The following is a 13,466-nucleotide window of genomic DNA, read 5'->3' on the forward strand; positions in this document are numbered from 1 at the left end:
TCTGACAGAGAGTGAGTTATCTGTGACTTTATGTTGAGGCTCACATCGGCGTCAGGACGGTCATATTCCGCCACCGCCACCCGATGGAACGGTCATAACGAGGGCCGGAACCGGTCCAGCAGGGTCGGCTCGAAGGACTGGTGGACACCATGCGTGGTGCAGGATTGTCGGCGATCGCCGTCGTCGGCGTACTCGCCCTCAGCGCGTGCAGCGCGGCCGACGGCGGCCCGGAGGCCGCCTCGGGGCGGGCCACCGAGGTGGCGGGCACCGTCACCTACTGGGACACCTCCGACCCCAAGGCCGAGGGCCCGGTCTACGAGGAGCTGATCGAGGCCTTCCAGGCCGAGCACCCCGACGTGAAGGTCAATCACGTCTACACCGCCTTCGGTGACGCCCAGGCGAAGTTCACCGCGGCCGCCGCCGCCGGCAAGGACGCCCCGGACGTGCTGCGCATCGACGGCGGCGCCATCCCGGCGCTGGCCACCGCCGAGGCCATCGCGCCGCTGGACGGCACCGCCGCCCTCGACGACGAGCCCGACTTCCTGCCCGGCCCGCTGGACACCACCGTCTACCGCGACCACGTCTACGGCGCGCCCCAGGTCACCGACACCCTCGCCCTGCTGTACAACAAGGCGCTGCTCAAGAAGGCCGGCGTCGCCCACCCGCCGAGGACCTGGGCCGAGCTGAAGGCCACCGGGCGGGCCGTCAAGGCCAAGACCGGCGCCAACGGCCTCTACGTCAACACCGGCGCCTACTTCTTCCTGCCCTTCCTGTACGGCGAGGGCACCGACTGGGTCGACGCCGACAACAAGAAGATCACCGTGACCTCGCCGAAGGTCGTCGCCGCGATCCACACCGCGCAGGACCTGATCGCCTCCGGCGCGGCCGTGAAGCCGAACTTCGCCGACCTGTACGGCGGCATGCAGACCGCCTTCAAGGAGGGCAAGGTCGCCATGGTGATCAACGGGCCGTGGTCCGTCTCCGACGCACAGTCCGGCCCGGCGTTCGCCGACAAGGCCAACCTCGGCATCGCCCCGGTTCCGGCCGGAGCCTCCGGCACCGCCGGCGCGCCGACCGGCGGCCAGAACCTCGTGGTCTACGCCAAGTCACCGAACTCGGCCGCGGCGTACGAGTTCATCCGCTTCCTGAACTCCGCCGAGAGCCAGGCCAAGGCCGCCGCCAAGAACGGCACCCTGCCGACCCGCGCCTCGGCGTACACCGACGAGGTCAAGCAGAACGCCACCATCGCCGGCTTCCAGCCGGTGCTGGCGATCGCCCGCGCCCGGCCCGCGGTCGCCAAGGGCGGCGAGCTGTACACCCCGTTCGAGACCAACCTGGGCCGCATCCTCCAGGGCAAGGTCGGCGTACAGCGCGCCCTGGACGACACCGCCCGGCAGTACCGCGGCATCCTGACGGACTACACCACGGGCTGATCAGGGTTTCGCCATCCGGGACGGGTGAGCAAGCGCTTGCGCTGCGCGCCTACCGTTGGCGAGGGGTGCATCATGCCGGACGACCGCACACCGAAGTCCCCGTGGCTGCCGCCGCGCTGGTTCATCCGACTCGCCTGGGTGGTGCATCGCGCGATCTACCGCGGCACCGGCGGCCGGGTCGGGCTGTCGCGGCCCAAGCCCGACAGCTGGGGCACGATGCGCCTCACCACGGTGGGGCGGCGCAGCGGCCAGGAGCGCAGCGTGATGCTCGGCTACTTCGAGGACGGCCCCAACCTGGTGACCCTGGCCATGAACGGCTGGGGCGCGCCCGAGCCCGCCTGGTGGCTGAACCTCCAGGCACACCCGGACGTCACGGTCGCCCTACCCGGCGGCTCGCGGCCGGTGCGCGGCCGGGCCGCGGCGGGCGACGAACGCACCCGCCTGTGGTCGCGCTGGCGCGAGATCAACAAGGGCCTGGACGGCTTCGCGACGCGGCGCCCGACCGAGACGGCCGTGGTGGTCCTCGAGCCCCGCCCCGCGCGGGACTGACCGGGCCGCGACGCTCAGGTCTCCACGCAGAACTCGTTGCCCTCCGGGTCCTGCATCATGATCAGGTCGCCCTGATCATGGGCGACGGTCGCGCCGAGCTCCTCCAGGCGTTTCACTTCGGCCCGCACTCCCCCGGGAGCGCGCAGGTCGAAGTGCATCCGCAGCTTGGCGGACCGGTCCTCGGGCACCCGCTGGAACCACAGGTTGGGCCCGCCCCAGCCCGGCGCCTCCACATAGGCCTTGTCCGAGGTGGAGTCCTCGTCCAGCTCCCCGCCGAGCGCCGCCGCCCAGAAGCGGGCCACCACGAGCGCGTCGCGGCAGTCGAACGTCACACTCTTGATGTAGGTCACGGGGCCGATTGTGCCTCGCGGGCGGCGGGGAGGCACGCGGGCGGGAGCAGGAACCAGCGGAGCTTCTCGAAGCTCGGCGGGAGGTCTAGCCCCACGCCGTCGGCCGCCTCCGGCCGGGACGCCATGATCCGGCGGGCCTCGTCGAGGTAGCCGGCGAACACGTCCTCGCCGAGCGTGGGGCCCGGCTCCGGCATGTCGACGACGCCGTCGGCGCCGAGCCGCAGGTCGGACAGGCGCACCGGCAGCCGGGTGCCGGCCGTGTGCCGCCACAGCCCCGTACGCGGATCGAAGCGGTAGTCGCACAGCAGGCGGTGACCGTCGCGCGCGATCAGGGCGACCGCGTCGGCGAGGTAGCCGGCGACGGCGTCGGAGATGAAGTAGTTGAGGTTGACCCGGGTCCAGCCCGGCTTGATGCCCTCCCAGCCCTGGACGATCTCGGCCCGGAACTGCTCGGAGTGCGCCTCGTCGATGCCGAGCAGCCGGTGGCCGTACGGGCCGGCGCAGGAGCAGCCGCCGCGCGCCTGGATCCCGAAGAGGTCGTTGAGCAGCGCGACCACGAAGTTGTGGTGCAGGTAGCGTGCGCCGGCCCGGATCTGGAAGGAGACGATCGACAGCCGCTCGGCGCGCAGGTCGCCGAGCACCTCGATCCGGTCCTCCCCGGCCCAGCGGTCCAGGGTCCGCAGCCACAGTCGCCGCTCGCGGGCGCTGATCGCCCGGGTGCCGACCGCATCCTTGAGCGCGAAGACCAGGCCCGCCCGGATCGACTCCACGATTCCGGGCGTGCCGCCCTCCTCCCGGGCGACCGGGTCGTCGAGGTAGCGGTGGGTGGCCGGCGCGACGAAGGCGACCGTACCGCCGCCGGGAGCGGTCGGCACCCGGTTGGTCAGCAGCGCGCGGTTCACCACCAGCACGCCCGGCGTCTGCGGGCCGCCGACGAACTTGTGCGGCGACAGGAACACCGCGTCCTTGTGGTCGCCGCGGCCCGGCGCGGACTCCCGCATCCGGATCTCCAGGTACGGGCCGGCCGCCGCGTAGTCCCACAGCGAGAGCGCGCCGTGCTCGTGCAGCAGCCGCGCCACGGCCCCGGTGTCGGTGAGCAGGCCGGTGACGTTCGACGCGGCCGAGAACGCGCCGATGCGCAGCGGCCGGTCCGCGTACCGGATCAGCCCGCGCCGCAGGTCGTCGACGTCGATGTGGCCGTCGGGGTCGGCGCCGATGACGACGACGTCGGCGATGGTCTCCCGCCAGGGCAGCTCGTTGGAGTGGTGCTCGTAGGGCCCGACGAAGACCACCGGCCGGTCCCGCGGGGGGATGTGGCCGGCGAGGCCGTACCGGTCGTCGAGGTTCTCCGGCAGCCGCAGCCCGAGCAGGGCGATCAGCTTGTTGATCGCCGCGGTGGTGCCCGTACCGCAGAAGATCACGACGTCGCCGGGCCCGCCGCCGACGCTACGGTGGATGATCTCCCGGGCCTCCTCGCGCAGAGCGCCGGTCTGCAGTCCGGTGGTGGACGCCTCGGTATGCGTGTTGGCGTACCGGGTGAGCACCTGGTGCCGGATGAAGTCCTCGATGAAGTCGAGCGCCTGGCCGGACGCGGTGTAGTCGGCGTAGGTGATGCGCCGGCGCCCGAACGGCCCGTCGAGCACCTCACCGGCGCCGATCAGCCCGCGGCGGATCCGCTCCAGGAGCGGGAACTCCGTTTCTTCGTGCCGGCTGGCGGCCATAGTTCGACGCTACATCTGCAGCGCTCGTGCGGTCTGCGGCATCCCGCCGACATGCATACCCGGGCGACACCCCTCGTTCACCTGTTGTCCGGCATTGACTCATGGCGGCTACCTAGCGTCGGGTCAGCGATCTTCCCTGCAAGGAGCCCTTCCTGATGACTGAACGACCGCGACTGCTCCCGCTGCTCGGCCAGGCCGGCCACAGCGGACGCGATTCGACGACCTGCCTCTACCGCTGCGGCAACGCCTGCGACCATCCCGTGCCGAACGAGTCGGACAATCCCTACCTCGGCGACGTCGTCAACGCCGGGATCTCGCGCCGCGGCGTGGTCCGCGCCGGCGCCGTCGGCTCGCTGGTGCTCGGGCTCGGCGCCGCCGCGGCGAGCCCGGCCCGGGCGGCACCCGCCGCGTCGGCCGCGCCCGCTGCGGCCGCGCCCGCCCGGTCCGCCGGCGTCCGCAAGGGCAAGGCCGGCCCGCTGACGTTCAAGGCGATCCCGCCGAACCGGCTCGACAGCCTGATCGTGCCCAACGGCTACGACTCGGCCGTCGTCATGCGCTGGGGCGACCCCGTGCTGCCCGGCGCGCCCGCGCTGGACCTGGCGAACCAGAGCGCCCGGCGGCAGTCGGCGCAGTTCGGCTACAACAACGACTTCGTCGGCGTGCTGCCGCTGGGCCGCGGCGGGCGCCGGGCGCTGCTGGTGGTCAATCACGAGTACACCAACGAGGAGCTGATGTTCCCGGGCTTCACCGGGCTGGAGGCGCTCTCGGTCGAGCAGCTCAAGGTCGCGATGGCCGCGCACGGCCTGTCCGTGGTGGAGCTGGAGCGGGTCGACGGCACCGGGCGGTGGGAGCCGGTGCGCGGGCACCGGCTGCCGTACAACCGGCGGATCACCGCGCTGGAGACGCCGTTCGCCTTCACCGGGCCGGCCGCCGGCTCGCCCTGGCTGCGGACCGCGGCGGACCCGAAGGGCACCACCCCCATCGGTACGCTGAACAACTGCTCGGGCGGGGTCACGCCCTGGGGCACGGTGCTGTCCGGCGAGGAGAACTTCAACCAGTACTTCGTCGGCGGCGACGGCGCCCCGGCCGAGCTCAAGCCCAAACTGGCCCGGTACGGGATCTCCACGACGGCCCGGGTGCCGGCCGGGTCGCGGCGCTGGGAACGGGCGCAGGAGCGCTTCGACCTCACGCTGCACCCCAACGAGGCGCACCGCTTCGGCTGGGTCGTCGAGGTCGACCCGTTCGACCCGGACTCCAGGCCGCGTAAGCACACCGCCCTCGGCCGGCTCAAGCACGAGGGCGCCAACGTCATCGTGGCCCGCAACGGGCGCGTCGTCGCGTACATGGGCGACGACGAGCGCTTCGACTACCTGTACAAGTTCGTCTCGGACCGGAAGTTCCTGGCCGGCGACTCCGCGTACGCCTGGCGGCACAACCTCACGCTGCTGGAGTCCGGCACGCTCTACGTCGCCAAGGTCACCGGCGACAGCCCGGCGGCGGAGATCGACGGCACCGGCAAGCTGCCCGCCGACGGCACCTTCGACGGCACCGGCACCTGGATCAAGCTGGTATCCGGCAACACCTCCTACGTGCCGGGCATGACCGCCGCCGAGGTGCTGACGTTCACCCGGCTGGCCGGCGACGCGGTGAAGGCGACCAAGATGGACCGCCCGGAGGACGTGCAGCCCAGCCCGCTCACCGGCAAGGTCTACGCCGCGATGACCAACAACACCAACCGCGGCGTCGGCACCAACCCGGGCCCGGACGAGGCGAACCCGCGCAACGCCAACAAGCACGGGCACATCTTCGAGCTGGTCGAGGACCGCGGCGACAACACCGCCGAGTCGTTCACCTGGTCGCTGCCGATCGTCTGCGGCGACCCGGCTGACCCGTCCACGTACTTCGCCGGCTACGACAAGTCGGCGGTCTCGCCGATCTCGTGCCCGGACAACGTGGCGTTCGACAGCGCGGGCAACCTGTGGATCTCCACCGACGGCAACCAGCTGGACAGCAACGACGGCCTGTTCGCCACCGCGATCGAGGGCTCCGAGCGCGGCCACCTCAAGCAGTTCCTCACCGTCCCGTACGGCGCGGAGACCTGCGGGCCGTTCATCACCGGCGACGACCGCTCGGTCTTCGTCGCGGTGCAGCACCCCGGCGAGATCACCGGCGCCAGCGTGGAGAAGCCGGCCTCGACCTGGCCCGACGGCGATTTCGCCAAGCCGGCGGTCGTGGTCACCTGGCGCCTCGACGGCGGCCCGATCGGCGGCTAAGCGGCGCACCCGGCCCGCCGTGGTATGGCCACCGCGGCGGGCCGGATTCCCGACATGATATAGAGACATCCGAGTACGTCTATTGCTAAACCTTTTCGCAAGTGTTGCGATAAGGCATGGCACGGACCTCCCGCGACATCAGATCCGCCAACCGGCTGGGCGTCATCCAGCAGGTGATCTCCGCCGGCACCACCTCGCGGCAGCGGATCGCCGCGGCCACCGGCCTCAGCCTCGGCACCGTGGCGACGCTGGTCGGCGAGCTGACCGCGCTCGGCCTGCTGACCGAGGCGGGCCGGGAGGACTCCGGCGGCGGCCGCCCGCGCGGGCTGGTCACGCCGAACCCGCGGGGCGGGCTGCTGATCGGCGTCGACGTGGCCGAGACCTACGTGCACGTCGACCTCTTCGACGCCACCCTCACCCGGCTGACCGGGACCGAGGAGGCGCTGCGGCCGAACGAGCGGCGGCCCGAGCAGGTGGTGGCGCACATCGTCAGCGGCGTGCGTACCGTCATGGCCGGCGCCGGCGGCCGGATCCTCGGCGCCGGAGTGAGCGTGCCGGGCCAGGTCGACCGCGAGGGCGGCGTCTCGGTCTTCGCCCCGAACTGGGACTGGCACGACGTGCCGCTGCGCGACCTGCTCGCCCGCTCGCTGGCGCTGCCGCTGCACCTGGACAACCCGCTGCGCGCCGCCGTGGTCGCCGAGCTCTGGTCCGGCGCCGCCCGCGGCCGCGACGACGTCGCCGTCATCAACCTGGGCACCGGCGTCGGCGCCGGGCTCGCGTTCGGCGGCGCGCTGTACCGCGGCAGCAGCAACACCGCCGGCGAGTGGGGACACACCACGCTGGTGCTCGACGGCCGGCTCTGCCGGTGCGGCAGCCGCGGCTGCGTCGAGGCGTACGTCGGCGCACCCGGCATCATGCAGACGCTGCGCGACCTGGCGCCGACAAGCGCGCTGCTGCACCCCGAGGACCAGACCGCCACCCTCGGCGCGCTTGCCGCCGGGCTCGCCGCCGGCGACCCCATCGCCGCGAAGGTCAACGCGGAGACCGGCCGCTACCTCGGCGTCGCCGTCGCCGACCTGATCAACCTGATCAACCCGGAGCTCGTCGTGCTCAGCAGCTGGGTCGCCGACCGGCTCGGCGTGCCGCTGCTCGACGAGGTCCGCGCCGTGGTGACGCAGCACGCGCTGCGCCGCCCGCTCACCGACGCGGAGATCGTCCTCTCCACCGTGCCGGGCAATCCGGTCAGTCTCGGCGCGGCCACGCTCGCGCTGGAAGGCTTTCTCACTGGAGGAAGATAATGCTCAAGTCGCTGGCCGCCGGGCTGCTGCTCGGCACCGCCCTCACCGTCCCCGCCGCCTCCCCCGCCGCGGCCGCCGCCGCCCGGGCCGAGGTCTCCCCCGCACCCGCACAGACCATCGAGGCCTTCGGCGCCTCCGGCGCCTGGTGGGTCAACGACCTCGCCAACTTCGCGCCGGCCGTACAGCAGCGCGTCGCCGGCCTGCTGTTCGGCGCCGACGGGCTCGCGCTGTCGGCGTACCGCTACAACATCGGCGGTGGCGGCACCGGCGTCACCACCCCCGCCCGGGCCGCGCAGACCTTCCGCACCGCCTCCGGCGGCTACGACTGGAACCGCGACCCCGGCGGGCAGGCCTTCCTCCGGTACGCCGGCCAGTACGGCGTGCCCGACCTGATCGGCTTCGTCAACAGCGCGCCGGCCGTGTGGACCAGCAACGCCAAGAGCTGCGGCGGCACCCTCGACAGCGCCGACAACCAGGCCTTCGCGACCTATCTCGCGGACATCGCGCAGCACTTCGACGGCCAGGGCGTGCACCTGGACTACCTGAGCCCGATGAACGAGCCGACGAACAGCTTCGACTCCTGCGGCCAGGAGGGCATGCTCGTGCCGACGGCACAGCGCGACGACGTCGTCCGCACCCTCGGCGCGACGCTCTCCGCCCGCGGCCTGTCCACCCGGATCAGCGCCGACGAGTCCACCTCGGTCAGCGCCTTCAACTCCGAGGTCCCACAGTGGATCAACCAGTCCGGCACCGCGCAGTACGTCGCGAACCTCGCACACCACACGTACGACTTCCCCACCGACACCGCCCGCACCGCCGCGCGCAACGTCGGCCGCGCGGCGGGCAAGCGGACCTGGGCGAGTGAGATCTGCTGCTTCGGCGCCACCGGCGGCTGGAGCCAGGGCTACGACCCGACGATCGGCGGCGCGCTGGGCCTCGCCGGCATCGTCCACCGCGACCTCTCGGTCACCTACGACACCGCGTTCCACTGGTGGACGGCGCTGTCGTCCGAGTTCGGCTGCGCGCCGGCCACCGGCAACTGCGCGACGACCGCGAACTCCGCCGGCTGGAACGACGGGCTCATCTACTACGACCCGGCGTACGCCGGCAACGGCAACCAGTCGCTGTACCTGACCAAGCGGTACTACGCCCTGGCGCAGTTCAGCCGCTTCGTCCGGCCGGGCGCGGTGCGCCACAACGTGACCGGCGCGCCGGCCGGCGTGCAGGTGACGGCGTTCGACCGCGGCGGGCAGTGGACCCTGGTGGTCACCAACCAGAACACGAGCGCGACGGCGCTGTCGCTGCACCTCAACGCGAAGAACAACGTGTCCTTCGCGGAAGCCCGGCGCACCAGCGCGACGGAGAGCCTCGCCTCGATCGCCGCGCCGTCCGTCTCGGCGGGCACGCTGAGCACCTCGCTGCCGGCGAGGAGCATCACCACGTACGTGCTGAACCAGTCCGGCAGCGCCGGCACCTCGCTGAGCACCACGCTGATCGGCACGGCGTCGGGCAGGTGCCTGGACGTGGTCGGCGCGGGCACCGCCAACGGCACCGCGGTGGACGTCTGGACCTGCAACGGCGCCACCAACCAGGCCTGGACCCACACGGCCGCGGGCGAGCTGCGGGTGTACGGCGACCGGTGCCTGGAGGCCTACCAGCAGGGCACCGCGGACGGCACCAAGGCCGTCATCTACACCTGCAACGGCGGCGCGAACCAGAAGTGGCAGCTCAACGCGAACGGCATCATCACCGGCGACCAGTCCGGCAAATGCCTGGACGTCTCGGGCGGCGGCACCACGAACGGCGCCGCGGTGATCCTGTGGACCTGCAACGGCGGCAGCAACCAATCCTGGCAGCGCCCCTAAAGGCGTGCTTCATGATCTTGCAGCGGTTGGTAAGCGTCGTGTTCGCCGTAGTGGATGACGGCAAACGTAGCCTCCTCGGGAGTGGGGATGGTCCCCGCTCGCCACTCGCTCCAGACCTCGACGGCTTCGATGGCTAGGTCAACTTCGAGTAGGTAATGGTGACCGGACTCGGTTGTCACGCCGTCTGGCACGTCGTCCCCTTCGAGTACCACCGCGTCGGTCGACGGTGTCCACGGACGCTTGGCGTAGATGGTCGGGCCTGCCGAGTGCCCATCGCCGAGGGGGATTTCATGGAGATTGGTGATCACTTCAAGGAGGCTCGGCACGACCAGGATTTTATGGTCCGCAGCCGTTGGCTGAATGAGAGCAGCCCTCCGTTCCCGCACGCTGCGGACAGCTGCCGCTGAGCGGGCCGCCTCAGTGCAGCCAGCCGGATGATCGGGGCTGTGGTGGACGGATACGGCTCAACGCTGCCACAGGAACGCGGCGGTCCCGCACGCCCGACACTGGAAACCGTAGCCGTAACCACCACCGCCGAAGTTCGCCGAGGTTCGGTGGTCGTGCCCCTCCTCGAGCTGGACGACGAACGCCATCGGCTGGGCGCAGCCATCGCATCGGGGCGTCTCGTCGTTCTGCAGCCATGCGGCCCGGCCGCCGACCTGGCCCAGCACTTCCCGCACAGGTCGGCCCGATTGCTGGTGCCACTGCCCCGGCGCCTCCAGGTAGTCCTCGGCGCCGACCTGTTCGAACCGCACCGCACACGCCTCGTCCAGCAGCGTGACGCCATCACCGGGCGGGGTGGGGACGTGCAAGGCGTCAGCTCCGAACGCGAACGCGCGATTGCCTCCGGCGCCGGCGTCCCATTCGTCGCACAAGCCTGGATCGTTCTGGCACATGAAAATGGACAGCAGACCAGAGCTGCCGCGCTCGACGTCGGCGAGGCTGACCTGGGCCAGGAATTGCATGGGCCCGGCGCATTCGCGGCAACGTGGCCACTCGAATGCCGAGGGCGTTTGCGGGACACCGCCCGTGCGGGTTCCGGGCGCATCCGCGACGGCCGGACCGGCATAGGTCATGAGCTTCACCACGGCGGCAAGGATACGGGCCGCCCATGCAATCTGAGCAAGCCTCGGCTGGTACTCATCGAATAAGATCAAGAGCGCTCTTCTGCCGCCGGGAGCCGACCTAGACCGCAGCGGAGCTGGTCGGCGACGGGCGGTTCAGCATGGGCTGTGGGTGCTGCTCGCCGGCGCCGTTGCCGTGGCTGCCAGCTTGGCCGCAGCGTACAGCGCGGGCTTCCTGGGGTGAGGCGCACGACGCGCGAGTGACATGGCAAGGGTGACGATGGTCTTGGTCCCGCTACGGCGATCGACTGGGCCGTCGAAGGTCGTGACCACGGGCCGATCCTGCGCAATGTCCACGGGCGCGGAGGGACCGGCACGCGGCGACCCGCGTCCAGCTGCCGCAGGCGCTGTGTAAGCCGGCCCTGATTAGGCTCCCGATGTGCCAGTGATGATCGAGGTCGTTTCCGTCATCGACGCTGTCCCGATCAGGGTGTTCGACCTGGAACTCGACGTTGAGGTGCACGCCGAGTCCTTGTCCGATAGTCGTGAAACCGCAACGACAAGCACCGGCCGCTCCCGGCTGTGCCTCGGGGACGAGGTGACGCTCAGTGCACGGCATTTCGGCCTTCGCTGGCGGATGACCAGCCGAATCACTGCCTACGAACCTCCGCACCGCTTCATCGATGAACAGACTCGTGGTCCCTTCCGCGCATTGCGTCACGAGCACTGCTTCGAGGACATTGGAGACCGGCGCACCAGGATGACTGATCGGATGACCATCAGCGCACCTCTCGGCCCGCTGGGAGCGGTCATGACCCGGGTACTGCTCGCTCCGTACCTGCGGCGGCTGCTGACCCGACGCGCGATCCACATCAAGCACCTCGCCGAAGCCCGCGACAACAGGGAGTGATTCACGCGCTTCCCCACCGCACTCACCTGGCCTGCCCGGCGGTCAACCCGTCAGCCAGACGCCGAGTACGCCGAGCACCGGGTGGACAGGGCCAGCTGCTCCTGTCGTGGGCCAACCCGGTGACCGCAGGCCAGTACCAAGGCGCGCCGATGGCCACCGCCGGTTGCCGGCCGAACGCGGGTTCGCCTGGACCTGGGAGGACGACCACGCGCTTGCCCGGCCGCTGCGGCCGGTGGTGCACGCGGCGGCCGGACTGCTCACCGCGGCCACAACAGAGCGCTACGTCGCCGCCCGGCGCAGGCGGCTCACTCGGCAGGGGCCGGGCACCGCGCCGACGGGGCCTCGTCGTTCACGGTGATCGTGTTCCCCGCCGGCCGGGCTTCTGCGCGTGACCGAAATGGCCGGCGGGGAACACGAAAGGGAGAGAGTGCTGCCGGTCAGCGGCGGCTGACCAGTGGCCTGGCGGCCGGCGCCGACGTGGTTGCCGCGGCGGAGGACGGCGCCGGTGGCGGCTTCACCGTCCAGTCCGGGTGGCCGGGCATCGGCGGGGTCTTCGAGCCGTAGAGCCAGTCGTTCAGGAAGCCGCGCAGGTTCTGCCCGGAGATCCGGGACGCCAGCGCGATGAAGTCCTGGGTCGAGACCGACTTGCCGCGGTTGCGGGCCACCCAGGTCCGCTCGAGCGTCTCGAAGTTCCGGACGCCGATCCGCTGCTGGAGTGCGTACAGGACGAGCGCCCCGCCGTCGTACACGTTGGGGTTGAACACGTCCCAGATCGAGTCCGACCGCAGCGGGTGGGCCACCGGGCCGTAGCGTGCGCGGTAGATGTCGCCGCGCGCGTAGGCGGCCTTGAAGTACGCCTCCCGGTTCGGGGTGCCGGTGTACTGCTGGAAGACGCCGGTCTCCTCGGCGTAGAGCAGCTCGTACCACGTCGCGTGGCCCTCGCTCTGCCACACGTCGCTCCACGACGACGGCGCCACGCTGTCGCCGAACCACATGTGCGCCAGCTCGTGCGCCATGATCGGGTCGAGCACGAACTTCGGCGCGCCGAACAGGCTGGTGTCGTAGAGGGAGATGGTCTGGGTCTCCAGTGCGAAGCCCAGGTCGGTGTCGACCACCAGGGAGCCGTAGTTCTCGAACGGGTAACGCCCGACCTTGCCGATCATCCAGGACAGCTGCGGACGCTCGACCTCGGCCTTGGGCAGCAGGTCGCCGGCGAGGCGGCGCGGGACGACGTCGCGGATCGGCACGCCGTTCACCGGCGGCCGGGTGTGCACGACGAAGTCGCCGACGGCCGCCTGGATCAGCTCGCTGGCCATCGGCTTGGACTCGCGGTAGACGGAGGAGACGTAGCCGCCGTGGCTCCGGTCGCCGAGGTGCCGGCCGTTGGCGACCGCGGTCCAGCCCGCCGGGGCGGTGAGCGTGATCGTGTAGGTGGCCATGTCACGCGGGTGGTCGTTGCTCGGGAAGTAGTTGTGCGACTGGTCCGGCTGGCCGGCCATGAACGTGCCGTCGGCCGTGGTCACGAAGCCGGCCGGGGAGTCGGCGTTGGCCTCGATCGGCGTCGACTTGTAGTCGCTGACGGTGACCCAGAAGCGCTTGCCCCGCTTCAGGTAGTGCCGCGGCGTGATGACCAGTTCGTCGCCGTCGCGGGTGAATCCGGCGGCGGACCCGTTCACCTTGACCTTGCCGACGGAGTCACCACCGAAGTCGAGGTTGAAGCGGGAGAGGTTCTGGGTGGCGACGGCCGTGATCGTCACGGTGCCGGTCACCGTCTGCTTCGGATCCTTCTCGGGGTAGAGCACCCGGAGGTTGTAGTCCTGCACGTCGTACCCGCCGTTGCCGAGCAGGGGATACAGCCGGTCCCCGAGGCCGGCCGAGCCCGGTGCCGGTGCGCCTCCGCCCGCGTACGCGGGAGCGGACAGCCCGGCGGTCGCGACGAGCACCGCCGCGCTGCCGGCGAGGAGTACAGACAGACGACTGCCTATGAACGTCTTCATGGCGGG

The 13,466-nt window shown here is 71.1% G+C and carries 11 protein-coding genes; 6 read left to right on the forward strand and 5 right to left on the reverse strand.

Features of this window, described 5'->3' with window-relative positions; genetic code table 11:
* The first annotated feature begins 149 nt into the window (after positions 1-149).
* Both BJ971_RS21655 and BJ971_RS21660 read left to right on the forward strand, forming a co-directional pair.
* Positions 150-1,433, forward strand: a complete 1,284-nt coding sequence (locus BJ971_RS21655; RefSeq protein WP_184995060.1) for an extracellular solute-binding protein — start codon at positions 150-152, stop codon at positions 1,431-1,433.
* 72 nt (positions 1,434-1,505) lie between these two features.
* A complete protein-coding gene (locus BJ971_RS21660; RefSeq protein ID WP_184995061.1) occupies positions 1,506-1,982 on the forward strand; it encodes a nitroreductase/quinone reductase family protein in 477 nt (158 codons plus the stop codon).
* A 14-nt stretch (positions 1,983-1,996) separates the two neighbouring features.
* On the opposite strand, the gene BJ971_RS21665 is transcribed toward BJ971_RS21660, so the two are convergent.
* Positions 1,997-2,332: a VOC family protein gene (locus BJ971_RS21665; RefSeq protein WP_203709431.1), complete on the reverse strand. Its 336-nt coding sequence runs from the start codon at positions 2,330-2,332 to the stop codon at positions 1,997-1,999.
* Complete coding sequence (locus BJ971_RS21670; RefSeq protein ID WP_184995062.1) at positions 2,329-4,053, reverse strand: aminotransferase class V-fold PLP-dependent enzyme; 1,725 nt, start codon at positions 4,051-4,053, stop codon at positions 2,329-2,331. Before BJ971_RS21670 ends, BJ971_RS21665 begins: the two co-directional genes overlap by 4 nt.
* Before the next feature lie 155 nt (positions 4,054-4,208).
* Here BJ971_RS21670 and BJ971_RS21675 point away from each other — a divergent pair, with 155 nt between their 5' ends.
* The 3 genes from BJ971_RS21675 to BJ971_RS41450 all read left to right on the forward strand — a co-directional run bounded on the left by BJ971_RS21675 (position 4,209) and on the right by BJ971_RS41450 (position 9,489).
* Positions 4,209-6,326 carry a PhoX family protein gene (locus BJ971_RS21675; RefSeq protein WP_184995063.1) on the forward strand — a complete coding sequence of 706 codons (2,118 nt, stop codon included), beginning with the start codon at positions 4,209-4,211 and terminating at the stop codon, positions 6,324-6,326.
* Between the two features lie 116 nt (positions 6,327-6,442).
* A complete protein-coding gene (locus BJ971_RS21680) occupies positions 6,443-7,624 on the forward strand; it encodes an ROK family protein (protein WP_184995064.1) in 1,182 nt (393 codons plus the stop codon).
* A complete protein-coding gene (locus tag BJ971_RS41450; protein WP_184995065.1) occupies positions 7,624-9,489 on the forward strand; it encodes a lectin in 1,866 nt (621 codons plus the stop codon). Before BJ971_RS21680 ends, BJ971_RS41450 begins: the two co-directional genes overlap by 1 nt.
* Here the strand turns inward: BJ971_RS41450 and BJ971_RS21690 are convergent.
* Together BJ971_RS21690 and BJ971_RS21695 are read right to left on the reverse strand one after the other, a co-directional pair.
* The gene (locus BJ971_RS21690) at positions 9,486-9,815 is read right to left on the reverse strand and encodes a hypothetical protein (RefSeq protein ID WP_184995066.1); all 330 of its coding nucleotides are present in this window, start codon (positions 9,813-9,815) and stop codon (positions 9,486-9,488) included. The genes BJ971_RS41450 and BJ971_RS21690 overlap by 4 nt on opposite strands.
* Positions 9,816-9,953: 138 nt before the next feature.
* Positions 9,954-10,577, reverse strand: coding sequence for a DUF1963 domain-containing protein (locus BJ971_RS21695; protein WP_239087587.1), 624 nt, complete (start codon positions 10,575-10,577; stop codon positions 9,954-9,956).
* Between the two features lie 424 nt (positions 10,578-11,001).
* Here BJ971_RS21695 and BJ971_RS21700 point away from each other — a divergent pair, with 424 nt between their 5' ends.
* Positions 11,002-11,463: an SRPBCC family protein gene (locus tag BJ971_RS21700; protein ID WP_184995067.1), complete on the forward strand. Its 462-nt coding sequence runs from the start codon at positions 11,002-11,004 to the stop codon at positions 11,461-11,463.
* 437 nt (positions 11,464-11,900) lie between these two features.
* On the opposite strand, the gene BJ971_RS21705 is transcribed toward BJ971_RS21700, so the two are convergent.
* Positions 11,901-13,460: a M1 family metallopeptidase gene (locus BJ971_RS21705; RefSeq protein ID WP_221478821.1), complete on the reverse strand. Its 1,560-nt coding sequence runs from the start codon at positions 13,458-13,460 to the stop codon at positions 11,901-11,903.
* Positions 13,461-13,466 lie beyond the last annotated feature (6 nt).

This window comes from Amorphoplanes digitatis, from assembly GCF_014205335.1.
Taxonomy (GTDB): Bacteria; Actinomycetota; Actinomycetes; order Mycobacteriales; family Micromonosporaceae; genus Actinoplanes; species Actinoplanes digitatus.

What these genes read in the sequence shown, in the direction of transcription:
- BJ971_RS21670 (WP_184995062.1), bottom strand. Translation starts at nt 4,053, where the DNA reads ATGGCCGCCAGCCGGCACGAAGAAACGGAGTTCCCGCTCCTGGAGCGG.
- BJ971_RS21680 (WP_184995064.1), top strand. Translation starts at nt 6,443, where the DNA reads ATGGCACGGACCTCCCGCGACATCAGATCCGCCAACCGGCTGGGCGTC.
- BJ971_RS21655 (WP_184995060.1), top strand. Translation starts at nt 150, where the DNA reads ATGCGTGGTGCAGGATTGTCGGCGATCGCCGTCGTCGGCGTACTCGCC.
- BJ971_RS21660 (WP_184995061.1), top strand. Translation starts at nt 1,506, where the DNA reads ATGCCGGACGACCGCACACCGAAGTCCCCGTGGCTGCCGCCGCGCTGG.
- BJ971_RS21705 (WP_221478821.1), bottom strand. Translation starts at nt 13,460, where the DNA reads ATGAAGACGTTCATAGGCAGTCGTCTGTCTGTACTCCTCGCCGGCAGC.
- BJ971_RS21675 (WP_184995063.1), top strand. Translation starts at nt 4,209, where the DNA reads ATGACTGAACGACCGCGACTGCTCCCGCTGCTCGGCCAGGCCGGCCAC.
- BJ971_RS41450 (WP_184995065.1), top strand. Translation starts at nt 7,624, where the DNA reads ATGCTCAAGTCGCTGGCCGCCGGGCTGCTGCTCGGCACCGCCCTCACC.
- BJ971_RS21700 (WP_184995067.1), top strand. Translation starts at nt 11,002, where the DNA reads ATGATCGAGGTCGTTTCCGTCATCGACGCTGTCCCGATCAGGGTGTTC.